The organism is Bifidobacterium tibiigranuli, from assembly GCF_009371885.1.
Lineage (GTDB): Bacteria > Actinomycetota > Actinomycetes > Actinomycetales > Bifidobacteriaceae > Bifidobacterium > Bifidobacterium tibiigranuli.
In genome coordinates this window covers 1-18,284 of record NZ_QLZA01000015.1, presented here as the reverse complement: position 1 = coordinate 18,284, position 18,284 = coordinate 1, and the positions used below count along the sequence as shown (strand labels likewise).

General features: G+C 60.7%; 17 protein-coding genes, 2 tRNA genes and 1 pseudogene. 6 read left to right on the top strand and 14 right to left on the bottom strand.

The annotated features are described in order from the left end of the window. Window positions 1-508 precede the first annotated feature (508 nt). The 3 genes from DDF78_RS11335 (at window position 509) to DDF78_RS11325 (ending at window position 1,623) form a co-directional block, all read left to right on the top strand. Entirely contained in the window at window positions 509-1,252 is a 744-nt protein-coding gene (locus DDF78_RS11335; RefSeq protein WP_237564667.1) for a DUF4190 domain-containing protein, read from the top strand. A 175-nt stretch (window positions 1,253-1,427) separates the two neighbouring features. Further along, window positions 1,428-1,501 (top strand) — tRNA-Asp (locus tag DDF78_RS11330). Window positions 1,502-1,547: 46 nt separating this feature from the next. Then, window positions 1,548-1,623, top strand: a tRNA-Phe gene (locus DDF78_RS11325). Window positions 1,624-1,777: 154 nt separating this feature from the next. Here the strand turns inward: DDF78_RS11325 and DDF78_RS11320 are convergent. After that, window positions 1,778-3,223, bottom strand: coding sequence for an MFS transporter (locus DDF78_RS11320; protein WP_152581032.1), 1,446 nt, complete (start codon window positions 3,221-3,223; stop codon window positions 1,778-1,780). Between the two features lie 423 nt (window positions 3,224-3,646). Between DDF78_RS11320 and DDF78_RS11315 the strand changes: the two genes are divergently transcribed. Both DDF78_RS11315 and DDF78_RS11310 read left to right on the top strand, forming a co-directional pair. After that, window positions 3,647-3,823, top strand: a complete 177-nt coding sequence (locus DDF78_RS11315) for a YHS domain-containing protein (protein WP_152581031.1) — start codon at window positions 3,647-3,649, stop codon at window positions 3,821-3,823. 157 nt (window positions 3,824-3,980) lie between these two features. Then, window positions 3,981-4,343 (top strand): YccF domain-containing protein, encoded by a 363-nt coding sequence (locus tag DDF78_RS11310; protein WP_152581030.1) that lies wholly within the window; start codon window positions 3,981-3,983, stop codon window positions 4,341-4,343. A gap of 63 nt (window positions 4,344-4,406) precedes the next feature. Here DDF78_RS11310 and DDF78_RS11305 read toward each other — a convergent pair whose 3' ends face one another. From DDF78_RS11305 to DDF78_RS11295, 3 genes are all read right to left on the bottom strand, one after another. Then, a complete protein-coding gene (locus tag DDF78_RS11305) occupies window positions 4,407-4,928 on the bottom strand; it encodes a low molecular weight protein-tyrosine-phosphatase (RefSeq protein WP_272869825.1) in 522 nt (173 codons plus the stop codon). Further along, complete coding sequence (locus DDF78_RS11300) at window positions 4,925-5,593, bottom strand: dihydrofolate reductase (protein ID WP_152581145.1); 669 nt, start codon at window positions 5,591-5,593, stop codon at window positions 4,925-4,927. The genes DDF78_RS11305 and DDF78_RS11300 overlap by 4 nt, the downstream gene beginning before the upstream one ends. Window positions 5,594-5,787: 194 nt before the next feature. Continuing rightward, window positions 5,788-6,588: a thymidylate synthase gene (locus DDF78_RS11295; protein ID WP_237564669.1), complete on the bottom strand. Its 801-nt coding sequence runs from the start codon at window positions 6,586-6,588 to the stop codon at window positions 5,788-5,790. 266 nt (window positions 6,589-6,854) lie between these two features. Here DDF78_RS11295 and DDF78_RS11290 point away from each other — a divergent pair, with 266 nt between their 5' ends. Beyond that, window positions 6,855-7,268 (top strand): OsmC family protein, encoded by a 414-nt coding sequence (locus DDF78_RS11290; RefSeq protein WP_152581027.1) that lies wholly within the window; start codon window positions 6,855-6,857, stop codon window positions 7,266-7,268. A 62-nt stretch (window positions 7,269-7,330) separates the two neighbouring features. Here DDF78_RS11290 and DDF78_RS11285 read toward each other — a convergent pair whose 3' ends face one another. From DDF78_RS11285 to rpmE, 10 genes and pseudogenes are all read right to left on the bottom strand, one after another. Continuing rightward, window positions 7,331-7,786 (bottom strand): permease, encoded by a 456-nt coding sequence (locus DDF78_RS11285; protein ID WP_152581026.1) that lies wholly within the window; start codon window positions 7,784-7,786, stop codon window positions 7,331-7,333. Window positions 7,787-7,994: 208 nt separating this feature from the next. Next, window positions 7,995-9,407 carry a PIF1 family DEAD/DEAH box helicase gene (locus DDF78_RS11280; RefSeq protein WP_152581025.1) on the bottom strand — a complete coding sequence of 471 codons (1,413 nt, stop codon included), beginning with the start codon at window positions 9,405-9,407 and terminating at the stop codon, window positions 7,995-7,997. A 43-nt stretch (window positions 9,408-9,450) separates the two neighbouring features. Beyond that, on the bottom strand, window positions 9,451-10,365 hold the full coding sequence (locus DDF78_RS11275; protein WP_152581024.1) for a Cof-type HAD-IIB family hydrolase: 915 nt from the start codon (window positions 10,363-10,365) through the stop codon (window positions 9,451-9,453). Between the two features lie 142 nt (window positions 10,366-10,507). Then, window positions 10,508-11,215, bottom strand: coding sequence for an oligoribonuclease (gene orn / locus DDF78_RS11270; RefSeq protein ID WP_152581023.1), 708 nt, complete (start codon window positions 11,213-11,215; stop codon window positions 10,508-10,510). A 240-nt stretch (window positions 11,216-11,455) separates the two neighbouring features. Then, the gene (gene guaB / locus DDF78_RS11265) at window positions 11,456-13,003 is read right to left on the bottom strand and encodes an IMP dehydrogenase (protein WP_152581022.1); all 1,548 of its coding nucleotides are present in this window, start codon (window positions 13,001-13,003) and stop codon (window positions 11,456-11,458) included. A 355-nt stretch (window positions 13,004-13,358) separates the two neighbouring features. Then, window positions 13,359-14,459 (bottom strand): annotated as a pseudogene (locus tag DDF78_RS11260) (MraY family glycosyltransferase); the annotation flags it as partial. Then, on the bottom strand, window positions 14,456-15,115 hold the full coding sequence (locus DDF78_RS11255; RefSeq protein ID WP_152581020.1) for an L-threonylcarbamoyladenylate synthase: 660 nt from the start codon (window positions 15,113-15,115) through the stop codon (window positions 14,456-14,458). The pseudogene DDF78_RS11260 and the gene DDF78_RS11255, both read right to left, overlap by 4 nt. Window positions 15,116-15,336: 221 nt before the next feature. After that, window positions 15,337-16,371: a N5-glutamine methyltransferase family protein gene (locus DDF78_RS11250; RefSeq protein ID WP_152581144.1), complete on the bottom strand. Its 1,035-nt coding sequence runs from the start codon at window positions 16,369-16,371 to the stop codon at window positions 15,337-15,339. A gap of 115 nt (window positions 16,372-16,486) precedes the next feature. Continuing rightward, window positions 16,487-17,569: a peptide chain release factor 1 gene (gene prfA / locus DDF78_RS11245; protein WP_152581019.1), complete on the bottom strand. Its 1,083-nt coding sequence runs from the start codon at window positions 17,567-17,569 to the stop codon at window positions 16,487-16,489. Between the two features lie 154 nt (window positions 17,570-17,723). After that, window positions 17,724-17,936, bottom strand: a complete 213-nt coding sequence (rpmE, locus tag DDF78_RS11240) for a 50S ribosomal protein L31 (RefSeq protein ID WP_152581018.1) — start codon at window positions 17,934-17,936, stop codon at window positions 17,724-17,726. Window positions 17,937-18,284 lie beyond the last annotated feature (348 nt).

Here is an 18,284-nt window from a genome sequence, read left to right as displayed (position 1 = left end):
TGCCAACCGATGCGAAATGGTGAAATTGCAACGATCTCACAAAAGCGCAGCTGGCCGGTACTTTCACCACGTGCTTAATAGACGAAAAAAGTGCTTAATAAACACCTACGCCAGCATGCAAATGCAGCCATCCGTTATCTCCACTCACTAAATATCATCTATTAAGCACTTTTTTCGTCTATTAGGCACTTCGCAAAGTAGACGACACTTTCAGCGTTCGACACTTTGGCGTAATACCGCGGATTCTGAGCATCAGTGCACAGATACCAAGGACCGCGCGGTGGCACAATTTCTTTAAATCTGCTTAGTAAATTCGCAAAAAGAAGATCGTAGCCACGCACACAGGCAAATAACGCAATGCGTAAGCGCTAAACAGGCTCCGCAAGCCATCCGCAAGCTGTCCGCAACCGCATGGCAGACACTCGCTCAGACAAGCCCAGGCAAGAAGAACCCGCAATCAGAGCTCAGGCGCTCGGCGCGTTTCATGCGTGGCGCGTAGACTCGAAGCATGACCGGTTACAACCCAACTCCAACGCCCCAGCAGCCTTCTGGCCCCGATTCCGGCCAGCAGAATCCCAACATGCCGAATCCCAACGCCGCGCCACAATCAGGGCAGCAGCAGCCGAGCCTTCAGCAGAACGGTTATGCGCAGACCCCGTCTCCGCAAACCCCGTATTCACAGACCCCATACCCGAATCAGACTCCTTATCCGCCGCAAAACCCCTACGCCCAGCAGGGGCAGGGCGGCAATCAGCAAAGCGGCTATGCGCCATACACGCAAGCTCCCCCGCAGCGCAATGGTTATGTGCCCGGGCAGCCTTACCCGCCGCAGGGCGTGTATTACCCGCCAATCGAACAGCCCTGGAACGCCTTGTGCATCGCCGGGTTCGTCATGTCCTTCGTTTTCGCGCCAGTAGGGCTAGTGCTCTCCATCATCGCTCTCGTGCAAATCAACAGAAGCGGGGAGAAAAGCAAGGGCATGTCGATTGCCGGCATCGTCGTAGGCGCAATCAGCACAGTGATGGCGATTGGCGTGCTGATTGCCATCGTCATGGTTGCCAACAACATTGACAACTATTACGTACCCGATGGCGGCAGTTCGTGCATTCCCGGTGACGACACCTGCGACAACGCCGATCAGGAAAATCAGAACACCGGCGGCTCCTACGGCAACGCAACCGAAACTGCATGGAGCGGTACTGTTTCGCAAGACATCGAGTGGAGCATCGTCGATTTGCAAAACCTGCGATAGGACGCGGCAGACCGGACCTTAGGTCGTCGCAGCACCTCTGAACGTTGCAAAATCAAGGGTTACGACGCATCGTCGTAACTCTTGCGGCAAGGTGACACGCGAAGACACACCGGCACTTGCGCTGGATTGATATCTGAGTAGTATAGCTACTCGGCTGCTTGAAAGGGCAAGCCACGGCCCCGTAGCTCAGTTGGTTAGAGCGCCGCCCTGTCACGGCGGAGGTCACCGGTTCAAGTCCGGCCGGGGTCGCTGGGATGATTGAAGACCCGGTACGGCCGGGTTTTTGATTATTCATGGCTCTGTAGCTCAGTTGGTAGAGCGAGCGACTGAAAATCGCTAGGTCAGCGGATCGATGCCGCTCGGAGCCACCACATAAAACCTCTTCAAGCCTTAGAAATACCGGGCTGAGGAGGTTTCGCGTTTCTCTGCTCGGCGTGTGATACCATGCCGGAATCATGGAAAAGGGCCGTAAAGGGGCCACATTCACTAATAGAGGGTGGGCACAGTCATTCAAACCACATCCCATCACACCTCATGCAGGGTTACGAATCGCTGGCGTATCTTACGCAGCGCGGCAGGCAAGGTAATGCTGAACCCGATCAGGCCGATGGCCCAGACCGGATACTGTATGAGCGTGGCGACGCGCATGGCGTGGCTCGTATAGGCGCTCGGGTCGGAGGCACCTTGCATGTCGAGCAACGCGCCGACGCCCAGCAGCACGATGGCCGAGGAGATGAAACCGCCGGTGTTGGCAAATCCGGTGGCCGAGCCGATGCTGTTGATAGTATTGCCGTCGCGGGCGAAATCCAAAGCGATATTCGCGCATGGCCCGCCACTCGCCAACGCGACGATCAGCAATCCCAGCAAAATGGCGTTATGCGGCCCCGGAATCAACAGAATCAGCGTCCACAGCAAGATCTGCGAACCCACGGAAATGTATACCATAACCGCCCTGCCATAGAGCGGATGAATGCCCGCCAATCGCCCGAGCACGATGGCCCAGACCACGTTGAGCACCATGCCGACGGCCAGGTACGAGCTGGCCCGTCCGGGCGAGAAATGCTCGACCGTGATGAGGAAAGGAACACCCCACAGCTGATTGAGCATGTTGCTGGGGAACCAGGTTGCGGAATGTATCCAGAATCCGCACCATGTCGCCGGCGACTTGAGCGCGCCGAGCAGGTTCCGCCACCCCGCCGCGAAACTTCCGCGCTTCCGGGCGCGAGAACCGCTGCGCCATTGCGGAGTGTCGTGCACGCCCATGATCACGCCGATGGCTATCACCACCCCGATCGCGGCCACGAGCAGAAAGGCGCGCTCCCAGCCGGCAAGATGCAGCAGCCACGCAAAAGGATAGAGAGATATGAGCTGGCCCACGCCGCCTACCTGTCCGGTGAGCTGGTTCATCAGCGGCAACTGGCGCAGCGGAAACCATGCGGCGACCAGTCGGATGACCGAGATGAACACCAGCGCATCCCCGCCGCCGACGAAGGCTCGGCCCAACACAGCGAACGGGATGCTCGGGCTCAACGCGACCAGGCACTGCCCCACCGACATGAGCAGGCAGCCCGCGCCAATCAGCCGTTTCGCGCCGTAGGAATCCAGCAGGATGCCGGCGGGAATCTGCATGGCGGCGTACACCAGCAGCTGCAAGTACACGAAGGACGATAGCGCCGCGCTGCTGACACCGAAATGCTGCGCCGCAACGATGCCCGACGCCGCGAACGAGGAACGGCATGTGATCGCAAATACATAGCCAGCCATGCCCAGGCCCCACATCGCGTAGGCCTGACGCCGGGAAACGCCCTTGCCTCGGCTGGGACCGCTGCCGTTGCTCTTGCTGACGACGCCGTTGTTGACGATGCCCGTGCTGACAGCGCTGCTGTCGTTGCTGTTGCCGACGTTGCTATCGTCCGTCGTCGCATTCGATGGCGGTTCCGAAATCTCGCGGTTCGTTTTGGCAATACGCATACTTCAGATACCTGTTTCGTTTCCCCTGTTTCACAGGCCGTGCCTCCGTTCGCACGCGAGGGCGCACTGCCCGCATTGCTGACTCGCCATCACCACGCCACAATCAATCGCCGCAGCGACACAGTCTCTGATCTCAGTCCCTGATCTCAGCCCATGATCGGAGCGCGATTGACACAACACAATGATTCGATACGTAGCATAGCCCACGTCGATTACGCCTGACTCCCCGGCTTTTGCAAAAGTCGTATGGGTAGCTCATATTTCTATAATCGGTATGCGTTAATCTCGGCAATCCTTCGATTACGCTTTTCGCATCGGCAAAATACGCGCCGACGTTTAGAGTGGAGCGCACGGGCATATCGTCCGTCCGGCGGCACGCATAACGATGCCGCGCGGTATGGCAAATGTGGAAGGAAGAGTCATATGGCTGAGACAACGAAAACCGTGTATTGCGCGGTGATGACGTCGGAGGAAGTCGATCCTCAGGAGGCGGAAGCCAAGGGTCTGTTCCGCGATTACGAAGGGAAGCGCTACTATTTCTGCTGCCCCGGCTGCCTGCCCAAGTTCGACGCCGACCCGGCCAAGTACGCCATCGCCTGATTCGGGTGAATGCTTGAATGACCTGCGCGGTCTGCGGCACCCGTAGCGGCGCTGCAGGCCGCGCAGCCGGTTTCGTCTGCTTCGTCCTTTTCATCCGGTACGGTCGAATCAGAAGAAACGGCAAGACGGCCACCATATATCAGATAGGCGAAATATCATGCGACTACTCGGCAACATCCTGTGGATTATCCTGGGCGGGCTGGTGCTCGCAGCGTCGTGGGCGATCGTCGGGCTGATTCTGTGCGTCACCATCATCGGTATCCCGCTGGGGGTTCAGGCCTTCAAGATGGCAGGGCTGACGCTCACGCCCTTCGGCAAGCATGTGGAATACAACGGCGGCGCAGGGTCGCTGCTGCTGAACATCATCTGGATCATTCTCGTCGGATGGTGGCTTGCCATTGGCTATGTGGCGGCCGGCGTCGCGAACATGATCACGATTATCGGCATACCTTTCGGCATCCAGTCCTTCAAAATGGCCAAACTCGCGCTCATGCCCTTCGGCGCGATGGTCATTGGATAGCGTGTTGATATTTATGGCTCGCACTTTTTCGGGAGCTCCGAAAAAGTGCGAACCTGCACGGCGCTAGAGCTGCCGTTTGACCCAATCGACGATGTACGGCGCGACTTCCTCAATCTGATCGATGGCGATTTCAAAATCCTTGGGACCGCCGTACCACGGATCGACTAGGTCGATCTTGTCCTCGCGACCCGCCGGCGGCGTGGGCAGATTCGGGTCGAAGCTGCGGTACAGATGCACCTGCGAGCGCTTGCCGCTGGGAATCTGGCGCAGCAGCGAACGCATATGCGCGGCTGTCATGGGCAGGAAAAGGTCAGTGCGCTCAATCTCATCGTGGGTAATGCGGTGCGCATAATGATGCGCGGGAATCGCATAGCCGCGCTGACGCAGCACGCGCACAGCCCTAGGGTCGATGGGATGGCTTTCCTCTTCATCGCTCACGCCGGTGGATTCGACGTCCACCTGATCACCGAGACCGGCGCTTTCGAACTGCTCGCGCAGGATGATTTCGGCCATCGGCGAACGGCAGATATTCCCCGTGCACACGGTCGTTACGGTGTAGCGCTGCTGCTTGCTGTCGTCGCTCACTCGCCCTGCTCTCCCTTTTCCAAGGTCAGGAAGCGGTAGCGCCGCACCGAACCTTCGGCCTTTTTCGGCGTGCGCCATTCGCTCTTTTCGGCGACATGCCACTGGCCTGCCTGCACTAAGGCGTCCATGTCCGGCGCGTAGGCGTCGGCGTCAACCTGCGCATCGATCTGCGTGATGTAGGCCTTGTTGGCGAAGGGCAGCATCGCCTGATATATCTGCGCGCCGCCGATAACCCAGATCTCGCTGCGGTCCAGGCCATCGTCGGGGATGGCCTCCTGCCGCGCGAGGTCGAGCGCGGTCTCAAGATCGCTGACGACGGTCGCGCCCGGCGCACGGTACGAATGGTCGCCCGACACGACGAAGTTGTCGCGGTTGGGCAGCGGGCGGAAGCGCGCATCAAGGGATTCCCACGTTTTGCGGCCCATGATCACCGGGTGCGAGACGGTAAGCTCCTTGAATCGGCGCATATCCTCGGCCAAATGCCAGGGCATCGCCCCCTTGAATCCGATAGCGCCCGGGCGGCCGTCGTTGCCGCTCGCCTGCGCCCAGATGAGATTCACCGAGAAGGTCTTGACGATATCGTCACCCCACTCCTCCGGCTCATGCAGCCCGGCAATACCGGGCTCGGGTTCGTGATAGCCACTGCGGCTACTATCATGCTCCATTTCATCCACTCCTTGGAAGGAAATTGACTGGGTCATAGCTTAGTGATTGCCTCAGACCATAACGACCATCATATTGCCAGCTCGCGCCATTTCGCACGGTCTTACATGCTCTCGCGCCATTTCATATGGTCTCACACTGTTTTATATCGCCCTGCACCACTGCCTTACGTTGCTTTACGCTGCCTTACACCGTCTCACACCGCAATCGGCGCCTTGATAGTCGGATGATGCTGGTAGCCCACGATTTCGAAGTCCTCGTAATCATAGCCGAACAGCGAGTCGGCCTTACGAATTTTCATCTGCGGGTAGGGATACGGCTCGCGGCCCAGCTGCTCAAGCACCTGGTCGATATGGTTGTCGTAGATATGGCAGTCGCCGCCGGTCCATACGAATTCGCCGGGTTCCAGGCCCGTCTGCTGCGCCATCATCATGGTGAGCAGCGAATAGGAGGCGATGTTGAACGGCACGCCGAGGAACATATCGCATGAGCGCTGGTAGAGCTGGCACGAGAGCCTGCCGTCGGCCACGTAGAACTGGAATAGCGCGTGGCACGGCGGCAGCGCCATCTTCTCGACTTCGGCCGGGTTCCAGGCGCTCACGACCATGCGCCGCGAATCAGGCTGGGTCTTGATGAGGTTTAATACATTGGCAATCTGGTCGATCGTGCAGTTGGGGTCGTCCGGCGTCGGAGCTGGCCAGCTGCGCCACTGCACACCGTAGACCGGCCCCAGGTCGCCGTTCTCGTCGGCCCATTCGTCCCAGATATGCACATTATGGTCAAGCAGATACTTGATGTTGTGCGAGCCTTTGAGGAACCACAGCAGCTCGTAGGCGATGCCTTTGAAAAATACGGTTTTCGTCGTCAGCAGCGGGAATCCTTCGCTCAGATCGAAACGCATCTGCTGGCCGAAGAGCGAAACCGTGCCCGTGCCCGTACGGTCCGACTTGAGCGTGCCTTCGGCGAGAATCTTGCGCACCAGATCCTCGTAGGGCATGGGGATATCGGTGCTTGGGCGCTGCGGGATGCGGGTGCGGATGTCTGCGAGTTCTTCGGGTGTCAAAGCCATGCGCACCAGTCTAATCGAAACCGTTCTTGGCGCGCCATCGCCTCGCGGCTGGCATATTCCTCCGGCGCGCCGTTCAGTACTGCCCTGCGTCCGGTTTCGCTGAGAAGCGACTCGGCCCCGATGACGCGATGCCGCGCTAGATTGGGCTGTGCAGACGCGATACCGCGTCGAAATAACGACCTCAGGAGGACGATATGGGCAAAAGGCTATGGGTGGAGCGCAACAAGGACGGCTCGTGGGACGCATTCAGCGATGAGGGCGCGCACATCAAATTCGGCAAGGGCAAGGGCCAGTTCTCCCCCGGCGACCTTATGAAGGTGGCGCTGGCCGCGTGCGGCGCGCTGTCCAGCCAGTTCGCAATCGAGCATGCGCTCGGCGAAGGCAAGGGCGCGAAAATCGTTGCGGACGGTACCTATGATGACGCCAGCGATTCCTATCTCAACTTCAGCGAGCAGGTCGTCGTCGACGCCACAGACGCCGATTTGAGCGAGGAGGACGCGGCCAAGCTCAAGGAGCGCGTCACCCGCCACATCGAAAAGAGCTGCACCGTGATGCATACCTATGAGCAGGAGACGCCGGTGCGCATGAGCGTCACCGTGCGCAAGTAACGCCTTTCTGGCTCGCACTTTTCGCTTGAATACTAAAAGTGCGAGCCAAACTGCGGCGGCACTTAGCTAGCGCGACTTTTTGGCTGTGTTGATTCGGCATGCTCTTCGGCGATTTCCTCGTCGATCTGCTCCTCGACCTCGATGGCGCGCGGGTCGAGAATCGGGTAGAGGAAAATCGGCAGCATCATGATCGTGCCGAGCAGATACAGCACATCCGCCCACTCGACCACGCCGAATACCGTCAGGCTGTTCGGCAGGAGGATGCCGAAGCATACGACGATCATGCCAATCGGCGGGATAGTGCTCCATACCACGCGATGGGCCGCACCCGCGTCATCCTTGCGCCGCACCGAATCCATGTAGATCGGGATAATGAACAGCAGCCCGCCCACGATGGTGAATATGTCGGTGAGCTTGATGGTGCCAATGAGAAAAACCGGTGCCGATTGCAGAAGCAGGAACGCTGCGAACAACACCGCCACACCGCATGCCGAGCAGATAACCATCCAACGCTTCATGACAACCTCCTTGTCCCGCACGGTCTGCCATCCATGCATCGTCGTTGATGCAGGGCGCAAATCGTTCGAATCGTCAGTTTCCATCCTACTCGGCCTTGCCGCGCCTGCTCAGGATTTTTTCTTTAACGGGTGAAGTCTGGCGAATAAAGTCTGACAGGCAAAACTACGGCTTCGCCGCCAATCCGCTTGTCCAATTACCGGCTCGCGGCTAGAACAGCTCGTCCTGCATGAATTCGTCGTCGCCCGCGCTCTGCCCGGCAGCACGCTTGGTGAAGGCCCCGGTGCCTTCATCGCGCAGCATGGCGCTGGCCGCCTTGGAGTTGTCGCGCAGCTGGCCGTCGAGGAACACCGCATCCGGAGAGACGAGGAACGCCCGCTCGTTAATGCCGCCAAGATACAGCCCGTCGAGGTTTTCGACACGAGACAGCGCCACATAGCCCATGCCAGGGGCGAAGGTGCGGCGCAAATCCATAACCGCCCGGTCGAGCGTCATACCTTGGGATTTGTGGATGGTGATGGCCCAGGCGCAGCGCAGCGGCACCTGCTTGACCGAGGCCAGAACCGTTTCGCCGTCCATCATCTCCCACGAGGCCTGCTTCATGGTGACGGTGTTGCCGTTCTCGAATTCGACGATGGGCCAGCCGCCTTTGGCTTCGCTCGCGAAGCCGCGCACGGTGCCGATCGAACCGTTCACATACTGGTGATCCGTGTCGTTGCGCAGCGCCATGACTGCCGCGCCCGTTTTGAGCTCCAAATGCTCCGGGGCCAGCATGTTCTTCTTGAGCCGGCTGACCAGTCGCGCCTCGCCTGCGGATTCAGCGAAATACTCATGCGTCGGCTCGGCGATGCGGGACAACTGCAAGTCGTTGAGGCTGTCGGCCTGCTTGTTGACCGGGAACAGGTGAACCGCCACTTCGCCGGGCTGGGGCTGGGTTCCCAGCCGCCCCGCCAGCACGTCATGGTCCTCCTGCGACACCCCGCCCTCGCGGATATCGGTGAGCACGGTGAGCAGCTGGCCGTCGTCCTGGCGATGCTGCTCGGTGAGGTAAGCGATGACGGGGTTGAGTTCATCCCAGACCAGCGATTCGGTGATGAAGCCTTCGGGGTTTCGTCCGGCGCGTGTATAGCGCTCCCGGGCTTCGAGGAATTCCGGACTTGGCGTAATCAGGTCGTTGTTCCTGCCCGACCTGCTCACTGGCGGCAGCTGGAAGAAATCGCCGGAAAGCACGACCTGCAAGCCGCCGAAGGGTTCCGGACTATGCCGCAGCGCCCGGCAGACCTGATCGACCATGTCGAAAAGCCAGGCGTGCAGCATCGAGACCTCATCGATGATGAGGACGTCGGTGGCTTCGATCTTGCGCTTGCGGCGCGAACGAATCTGTTTGAGGAGGTTCTGCGTGAGCGCGGTCGAAACCCCCACACCGCTCCAGGAGTGGATGGTCTGGCCGTTGATATGCGTGGAGGCGATGCCGGTGGAGGCGGTCACCGCCACGTTCGCGCCCTCGGCGCGCGCATGGGCGATGAACTGGTTGAGCACATAGGTCTTGCCGACTCCCGGCGCACCGGTGATGAACACGTTCGCACCGGCGTTCAGAATCGCCAGCGCATCAGCCTGCTTCATATTTCCCCTACCTATCCGTGCCGCGCCACGTGACCTGCGCGAATCAGCCCAGCAGCCGATCGAGCACCTGTAGCACGCCGTATTCGGTGTTCGCGGGCGCGATATAGTGCGCAGCCTCCTTGAGATCGGGGTGCGCGTTGCTCATGGCGAAGGACCACTCCCCCGCGTCAAGCATTTCCAGATCGTTGAGATAATCGCCGAATACGGCCGTCTGCGCAGGTGTGATGCCAAAATGCTCCTGCAGTGCCACCACGCCGCGGCGCTTATCGGTGCCCAGATTCATGATATCGACCCAGTGCGCGCCGGAGACGACCACTTGCAGCTCCTTGGTGAAGCCGGAAAGCAGCGCATCCGCCATCGGCTGCGAGGGGCCGAAATCGAAGATCGCAGCCTTCAAGATATCCTCGGTGATGCTGTGCAGGTCGTCCACGACGGTGAGCTTGGCATAGTATTTGCGGCATTCGGCGAGGAAATCGGGGTCATGGCGCGTGACGTAGGCGCCCTCGGCTGCGCAGAGCACGAGGCCGATGTCAAAAGCGGAAGCAGCATCGGAATCGGAAGCAGCATCCGCAGAATCGGAGGCGTCAGCGCTAGAGCCGTCGGAAGCAGCATGGCTCGTCTGCCCGTTTGCCATCACCACGTCGATGATGCGGCTGACGGCCCCGTGCTCAATCCCGGAAACCGAGGTGATCTCGCCATCTGCGACGACCAGGTTGCCGTTCTCCGCGATATACGAGCCATCGGGCATCGCCGCACCGAACATGCTTGTCAGCGTGGCATACTGGCGGCCGGAGGCGGGCACGAAGCGCACGCCAAGCTGCTCCATCCGGCCCAAACGCTCCCAGAAGCCTTCTGGAATCCGGCTTTCGCCATCAAGCAGCGTACCGTCCATGTCGGCGACGACGAGTCGGATATCGTGGGGACCCGGGGCAATCGTGGTCCAGTCAGCAGCGTTCATACGTTCCTCTCAGCTCTTATCAGGGTTCAATTATCAACGTTCAGCTGCGTTATTCGGCAGCATTCGTTCGGATTCGTTTACTCAGCAGCATTCATTCAGCGGTATCTAGTCACAGCGCCGCCGACATATGCAAACTTACAGATCAGTAATCAGGCTTCTGCGCGTGATCCGGATCCTCGACCGGCTGGCCCTGCGCCTCGTAGTCGCGCAGCAGACTAGTGGTCTCGATGCGCGCGGCGCCGGCAGCGGCCTGCGCGTCATCAGGGCCTGGCGACGGCACGAAGAACATCTCGCGGTAGTAGCGCAGCTCATCAATCGATTCGATGATGTCGGCCAGCGCGCGATGCCCGCCATGCTTGGCCGGCTTGTTGTTGTAGGAACTCGGGTACCAGCGGCGGGACAGCTCCTTGAGCGTGCTCACGTCGATCACCCGGTAGTGCAGCTGTGCCATGAGATCAGGCATGAAGCGGTCGAGGAACTTCTTGTCGGAGCCGACTGAATTGCCGGCCAGATGCGCCTTGCCGTGCTCGGGCAGGAAGCGCTTGACGTAGTCGACGACCTGCCGCTGCGCCTCGTCCAGACTCAGACCGGAGGCATTCCACTCGTCCACCAGACCGGAGGAGGTATGCATATGCCGCACGAAATCATTCATTTGGCCGACTGCCACGTCAGAAGGCTTAATCACGAGGTCGATGCCCTGATCGAGGACTTTGAGATTGAAATCGGTAGGCACGACCGAGACCTCGCACAGCTCGTCGTGGAAGATGTCGAGCCCCGTCATCTCGCAGTCAATCCATATCATCCGCGATTCCTCGGGTGTGAATGTCAGATCATCGTTGCCTTGAGCCATGCCGGCCGCCTTTCCTCGAACTACCGAATCCATAACGCTACCGCATCAGCGCGACCGTGCGCCCCGCACGCACATGTGAATACTGAGCGCTACTGGGTGTATTGCTGCGTTTCAGCACATAAAACGCAGCAATACACCCAGTAGCGCCGTCTGCATACTCGATAGTGAACGGATTCGTGCGTTTCATACTGTTACCACTACCGTTGCCACGCACGAATCAGCCCAGTATCAGCCTCGGTCTCAGTTGTGGAAACCGTTGTAGTTCGGAGCTTCGGCGGTCATCACGATGTCGTGCGGATGCGATTCGCGCAGGCCCGCATCGGTGATCCTGATGAAGCGGCCCTTCTCCTGCAGCTCGGGAATCGTGCGCGCGCCGGTGTAGAACATCGACTGGTGCAATCCGCCGACCATCTGGTAGAGCACTGCGTTGAGCGGCCCGCGATATGGCACTTCGCCTTCGACGCCTTCGGGCACGACCTTGTCGTTGCTCGTGACGTCGGCCTGGAAGTAACGGTCCTTCGAATACGATTTCTTGCCGCGCGGGGCCATCGCGCCCAGCGACCCCATGCCGCGGTAGAGCTTGTACTGCTTGCCGTGCAGGAGCACCTTCTCGCCTGGGGCCTCTTCGCAGCCGGCCAGCGCGCCGCCGAGCATGACGCAGCTGGCGCCAGCCACCAGCGCCTTGGCGATGTCGCCGGAATAGTGGATGCCGCCGTCGGCGATGCAGGGAATCCCCGCCGCCTTGCAAGCCTGAGCCGCGTCATAGACGGCCGTCAACTGCGGCACGCCCACGCCGGCCACCACACGCGTGGTGCAGATGGAGCCCGGCCCCACGCCGATCTTGACCGCGTCGACGCCAGCATCAATCATCGCCTGTGCACCTTGGCGGGTGGCGATGTTGCCGCCGACGATCTGCACGCCGTTGAAGGCGGGATCGGCCTTGATGCGCCGAATCATATCGAGCGCCAGTCGCGCCTCGCCGTTCGCCGTGTCGACGATCAGCGCATCGACGCCGGCCTCCATCAGCGCGGAGGCACGCTGCCAGGCGTCGCCGAGGAAGCCTACGCCCGCGGCCACACGCAGACGGCCCTGCTCGTCCTTGGTCGCGTCGGGGTACTGCTCGGTTTTGACGAAGTCCTTGACGGTGATCAGGCCGGCGAGCTTGCCGTTCTTGTCAATCAGCGGAAGCTTCTCGACCTTGTGCTTCGCAAGGAGCTGGTGAGCGTCCTCCTTGGTGATGTCGGCTGGGCCGGTGATGAGATTCTCCTTGGTCATCACGTCGCTGACCTTGAGCCGGTCGTAGTCCTCGGAGGCGATGAAACGCATATCGCGGTTGGTGATGATGCCCACGAGTCGGTCTTCGCGATCGACTACCGGCAGGCCGGAGATGTGGAAGCGCGCGCACAGCTTGTCGAGATCGGCCAGCGTCACGTCAGGATTGACGGTGAGCGGATCGGTTATCATGCCCGATTCGCTGCGCTTGACGACATCGACCTGTGCGGCCTGATCGTCGATGGAGAGATTGCGATGCAGCACGCCGATGCCGCCGTTGCGGGCCATGGCGATCGCCATATCCGATTCGGTGACCGTGTCCATCGCGGCAGAGAGCACCGGGACCTTCATGGTGATCTCGCGGGTGAAATGGGTTGTGGTGTCCACTTCCGAGGGGATGACATCCGTCTCGTTGGGAAGCAGCAGCACATCGTCGTAAGCCAAGCCGAGCTTGGCGAAAACGGCGGGGACGGGAGCGTATGGGAATTCCGTGTTCATATCAGGATTTGAGGCCATATCGTCACTATATGGGGCCGGGGTGACGAAATCGGCAAGCGTGAATTCGTCTGAGCTATGCGCGTACGGAAGGGCCGTGTTGCGAGGGGTTATGCGGCGTGGGAACATACTTCGCATCCGCATCGCTGGGTTCGTGGGTCTCAGCCCGAATACCGGGCTCAGACTCAGTCAATCGCGCAGCATCGGAACCGGCTTTGGCGGTGGCAGTTCTTGCAGCGGCACTGTTGACGCTGGCACTGTCAGTGCTGGAACTGTCGGCGGCAGCATTCATTGCAACGTCACTGTCACCCGCATCCCTTGCAACTCTGCCCGAGCCGCTGGATCTCGCATGTTCAGGCGCGCGTCCTGCGGCGTGGGAAGCCTCGAATTCCGGCAGCCGGCGCAGGACGTAGGGCAGCATCGTGAACACCGCCAGAATGACGCTCGCCACAATCATGCCGATGACGACGTAGAGCACTCGGAAGAAGAGAATCATAATCGAGCCGAAGGAGATCATCGCGGCCCAGCCCCACAGAATCAGCACGGCGCCCTGCACCGAATGGCCGATGCGCAGCATGCGATGATGCAGGTGCATGCGGTCGGGGTGCATCGGCGACTGGCCTTTGCTCAGGCGTCGCACGATGGCCAGAATCATATCGAGCACCGGCAGGAAGAGCACCAGAACCGGCAGCAGAATCGGCATGAACGCCGGCAGATATACGCTCGTGTTCACCGAGGCCGGGTCGAGATGGCCGGTCATGACGATGGAGGCGCAGGTGATGAGGTAGCCAAGCAGCATCGAGCCGGAGTCGCCCATGAACAGCTTCGCCGGATGCCAGTTGTGCAGGATGAAGCCGACGCAGATGCCGACCAGCGCCACGTCGAGCAGCGTAGCCATCGAGGCGTAGTTGGGCGAGGAGCGGGCGAGGATATACGAGTATATGGCGAAGGCAATGCCGCCGATGGCTACGATGCCCGAGGCCAGTCCGTCCAAGCCGTCGACGAAGTTCACAGCGTTAATCGAGGCGACAATGAGGAACGCGGTGATAGCCATCGAAATCATCGGGGATGCGGTGACCAGCGATCCCAGCGGCAGCGAGATGATCTGCAGGCCGCCCCACGCCACGAACACCGAGATGAGCAGCTGCCCGGCGAGTTTGAGCATCCAATCAAGATCCCACAGGTCGTCGGCGACGCCGAGCAGGCAGATCATCACGGCTCCGGCGAGAATGACCCACGGCTGATGCGAGTTGACGAACAGGCCGCTGATGAAGGGAATACGGCTGGCGAACATCAACGCCACAGCGAAGCCGATCAGCATGCCGACGCCGCCCATGCGCGGGGTCGGAATCGTGTGCACATCGCGGGCGCGCACCTCGCCCACCGCGCCAGCGCGGATGGACATGTGCCGCACCAAGGGCGTGACCAGCCAGGTCACGCCGCCGGCGACCGCCGCGATGAACAGGTAGACTCTCACGCGCCCAATCCCCCGCCGTTGATGGTCAGCGCCGCACGAATCGCGGCTGCCGGAATCATGCCTTCGCGGATGATGGCGATGCCGTCGCGCTCCTGCGGGTCGGCTGCCACGACGGTGCTGGCGATATGGCCTTGCGTCGCGCCGCCGTCCAGGTACAGCTCGACGTCGCTTCCCAAGGCCTCGTATGCTTCCTGCGCCGTCTGCGGACTTTCGCCGCCCGAACGGTTCGCGCTTGAGGCGGCCACCGGGCCGATAGCCTTGAGAATGCGAAGCGAGACCGCCGAGTTGGGGATGCGGATGGCCTGGGTGCGCTTGCCGTTCGACTCGGTGCGCAGCGTGCCCAAAGTGCTGCCGTCATCGGCCTGCGCGATCGGCGAGAACGCGCCGGGCAGGAAGGCGGCAGCCAGGCGGTTGAGCGGCGCAGGCAAATACAGTCTGAGCCCATCCAGCTCATCAACCGAGGAGAGAATAATCTGCAGCGCCTTGTATCGCGGGCGCCGCTTGGCTCCGTATATCTTAGCGATGGCCTCGGCGTTGAAGGGGTCGCACGCCACGCCGTACACCGTGTCGGTGGGTATGACGACAAGCCCGCCTCGGCGCACGATATCGGACGCCAGCGCCAGCGACTCGTCGGTGATGGCACGAATCTCGCTCATAGAACCTCCCTGAACTCGTATCAACCACCCATTGCACCATTGCGCCGCGACGTGTCCAAGCGACCCCAGCGCGAAGGCTGACTACTTCTAGTACTTTCGTCACGCAAACGGGCATATTTGCGTGACGAAAGTACCAGAACCGCCAGCTACTCGTACATTTGTCACGCAAAACCCTTATTTTGAGTGACGTTTGTACTAGAACCGCCACAGTCATCAAACACTCAGCCGCGTATCGCGAAGAGGCATCTTGGGCGTCCGGTCAGATCATTGCCGGTGCGGGCCGTTTCGAAGCCGTTGTGCAGAGCACATTCGACCAGCGGCTGGCCTTGGGAGATGTCGTGCTCCATCACCAGCAGGCCGCCGTGTCGCAATAGCGCGGCCGAACGGGCGAGTATCGCAATCGGGATTGCCAAGCCATCGTCGGAACCGCCGTACAGCGCCATATCCGGGTCATGCTCGCGCACTTCGGGCTGCTCGGGAATCTGCGAAAGCGGCACATATGGCGGGTTCGTGACCACAGCATCGATGGTTCTGTCGAGTTCGGCCAGCATCGTGGCATCCGTCGCGTCGCCCTGGATGAGGTGGTACCGATGATTGCGAACCACTGAAGGCGTGTCATCAACGTTCGAGTCGCCCGATGCAGCATCATCCGGCGTCAGATTGTTCTGTGTCGTGCTGCTTGCAACTCTTAACCCAGCATCACCCAGAATAGCGTCACGGTTGCGGCGAGTCCAAGCGAGCGCCTGCGGCGAACGCTCGACCGCCCAGACCTGCGATCCAGGCAGCTCAGTTGCGATAGACAACCCGATGGCCCCGCTGCCCGCGCACAGATCGACTATTCGTGGCTGCGCAATCCCCTGCCCGCTCAGCCAATCGAGCGCGGCCTGCACCACGCTTTCGGTTTCCGGTCTGGGGATGAACACGCCCGGGCCGACGGCAAGATCGAGAAAGCGGAAGGGGGCATGTCCGGTGATGTATTGCAATGGCTCGCGAGCAGCCCGGCGAGCGAGCATGGTCTTGAAACGGCCTGCAGCCTGCGCGTCATCAGGCTTCCCACGACCAGGCAGCTCACGACCAAGCAGCATCGCCTTGTCGATATCGTGGAGCTCCACGCCGTACGCGCATGCCATCAGCAGCTTGGCGTCAACCTGGGGCGCATCCACCCCAGCTGTGCGCAGCGTTTCGGCAGCGGCGCGTAGCTGCCCGAATAAGGCGTGAGAATCGTGAGCGGCATCGCCGGATTGACCAGCAGGCATGCGCTTCGGCACCAAACCAACCGCCATATCCGACGCGGCATCCGACGCCGCAAAGGGCTCGTCACAGCGGCTCATAGCAACTCCTTTGCGGCATGTTCGCAAGCCAGCAACCGGCTCAGCTCGCCAGCCGCGTAGCCTCGTCGGCTTGGATATCGCTGTCGATCACGGCTTGGATATCACCGTCAAGCACCTGATCGAGGTTGTAGGCCTTGTAGTTCGTGCGATGGTCGACGATGCGGTTCTCGGGGAAGTTGTAGGTGCGGATGCGCTCCGAACGGTCCAGCGAGCGCACCTGCGAGTGACGCATATCGGCGGCCTCGGCGGCCTCCTGCTCGTGCTTCATGGCGAGCAGCCGCGATTTGAGCACGCGCAACGCCGCCGCACGGTTCTGAATCTGCGACTTCTCGTCCTGCATGCTCACCACGATGCCGGTGGGAACATGGGTCATGCGCACGGCGGAATACGTGGTGTTGACCGACTGGCCGCCCGGACCGGAACTCATGAAAATGTCGATTTTGAGGTCCTTCGGGTCGATTTCGATCTCGTCATCGTCATCGTCGGCCTCGGGGAACACAATCACGCCTGCCGCCGAGGTCTGGATGCGCCCTTGCGATTCGGTGACGGGAATGCGCTGCACGCGATGCACGCCGCCTTCGTACTTGAGGCTCGCCCACACACCGTCCGCGGGCGCGGGGTTGCCCTTGGCACGGATAGCCATCTGGACGTCCTTGACGCCGCCAAGCTCGGTCGAGTTCTCGCTCTGGATGGTCGTGGACCAGCCGCGCTTCTCCGCGTAGCGGGTGTACATGCGCAGCAGGTCGCCGGCGAACAGGGCTGCTTCGTCGCCGCCGGTGCCAGCCTTGATCTGCATAATCGTGTCACGGGCGTCGTCGGGGTCGCGCGGAATGAGCGCCGAACGCAGCTTCTCCTGCGCCTCGGGCAGCTCGGCCTCCAAACGTTGGGCTTCGTCAGCAAACTCCGCGTCTTCGCCAGCCATCTCCTTGGCTGCTTCCAAATCGTCGTGAATCTGCTGGTAGCGCTCATAGGCGGAAACGATGATGCCGAGTTCGGCATGGCGGCGGCCAAGCTTGCGCATCGCATCGGGGTTCACCGCCACCTCGGCCGTGCCCATCTGCTGTTCGATGTCGCGGTATTCCTTCAGCGCGGTCTGCGCCGCGGCGAACTGTTCGTCTGCCATGCCTGTCCTTTATATATGTTCAAAATCGCCTATATGCATTCTCGCCGCTACCTGCCGCATACGCCGCCAGTCTGCACCCCACCAGATACAAAAACGCCAGTCCTCGGGCGAACCGCCGAAACGATTCAAACCCGCAAGGACTGGCGCAATAACGCTACTTGGCTTTCTTGCCGTAGCGACGCTCGAAGCGAGCGACGCGGCCGCCGGTGTCGAGAATCTTCTGCTTGCCGGTGTAGAACGGGTGGCAGCTCGAGCACACGTCAACGGTCATATGATCGCCGTTGGCGGTGGAGCGGGTGACAAAGGTGTTGCCGCACGAGCAGGTGACCTGCACTGCGTGGTAGTCGGGGTGAATACCCTGCTGCATAATATCTCCTATGGATGAAACGGGGACCCGGGTCGCCGCGCCCCAATGGCGGGCGTGAACCGGAACCTTACAGATTATAGACACCCGTGCGGACGCTTGCATAGCCCCGGCCCGAAGCCCTTGGCGTAGTTTCCGCCCAGCTGCTTGGCTATCCAGCCACTCAGCGCGTTACTCTGTCTTGTTTACGACTATTATCTCGGGTATTTGTCGTAAACAAGACAGAGTAGACGGGGGGTGCGGACGGAATGTTGGAGATGCTTTTTGTTGCTTGCGTGTGATTATGCCATGAGGCCGTGAGAGCGCCGGTGCTGGTCGGGGCTCTGGTAGCCCAGGCCCTGCCTGATGCGC

Bases quoted from the DNA above. Each gene is read 5' to 3' on its own strand.
- DDF78_RS11300 (WP_152581145.1), bottom strand. From the start codon at position 5,593: ATGGAGCATGATAGTAGCCGCAGTGGCTATCACGAACCCGAGCCCGGT.
- DDF78_RS11290 (WP_152581027.1), top strand. From the start codon at position 6,855: ATGGGCAAAAGGCTATGGGTGGAGCGCAACAAGGACGGCTCGTGGGAC.
- DDF78_RS11320 (WP_152581032.1), bottom strand. From the start codon at position 3,223: ATGCGTATTGCCAAAACGAACCGCGAGATTTCGGAACCGCCATCGAAT.
- DDF78_RS11335 (WP_237564667.1), top strand. From the start codon at position 509: ATGACCGGTTACAACCCAACTCCAACGCCCCAGCAGCCTTCTGGCCCC.
- guaB (WP_152581022.1), bottom strand. From the start codon at position 13,003: ATGGCCTCAAATCCTGATATGAACACGGAATTCCCATACGCTCCCGTC.
- DDF78_RS11285 (WP_152581026.1), bottom strand. From the start codon at position 7,786: ATGAAGCGTTGGATGGTTATCTGCTCGGCATGCGGTGTGGCGGTGTTG.
- DDF78_RS11315 (WP_152581031.1), top strand. From the start codon at position 3,647: ATGGCTGAGACAACGAAAACCGTGTATTGCGCGGTGATGACGTCGGAG.
- DDF78_RS11310 (WP_152581030.1), top strand. From the start codon at position 3,981: ATGCGACTACTCGGCAACATCCTGTGGATTATCCTGGGCGGGCTGGTG.
- rpmE (WP_152581018.1), bottom strand. From the start codon at position 17,936: ATGCAGCAGGGTATTCACCCCGACTACCACGCAGTGCAGGTCACCTGC.
- orn (WP_152581023.1), bottom strand. From the start codon at position 11,215: ATGGCTCAAGGCAACGATGATCTGACATTCACACCCGAGGAATCGCGG.
- prfA (WP_152581019.1), bottom strand. From the start codon at position 17,569: ATGGCAGACGAACAGTTCGCCGCGGCGCAGACCGCGCTGAAGGAATAC.
- DDF78_RS11280 (WP_152581025.1), bottom strand. From the start codon at position 9,407: ATGAAGCAGGCTGATGCGCTGGCGATTCTGAACGCCGGTGCGAACGTG.
- DDF78_RS11250 (WP_152581144.1), bottom strand. From the start codon at position 16,371: ATGCCTGCTGGTCAATCCGGCGATGCCGCTCACGATTCTCACGCCTTA.
- DDF78_RS11295 (WP_237564669.1), bottom strand. From the start codon at position 6,588: ATGCCCTACGAGGATCTGGTGCGCAAGATTCTCGCCGAAGGCACGCTC.
- DDF78_RS11275 (WP_152581024.1), bottom strand. From the start codon at position 10,365: ATGAACGCTGCTGACTGGACCACGATTGCCCCGGGTCCCCACGATATC.
- DDF78_RS11255 (WP_152581020.1), bottom strand. From the start codon at position 15,115: ATGAGCGAGATTCGTGCCATCACCGACGAGTCGCTGGCGCTGGCGTCC.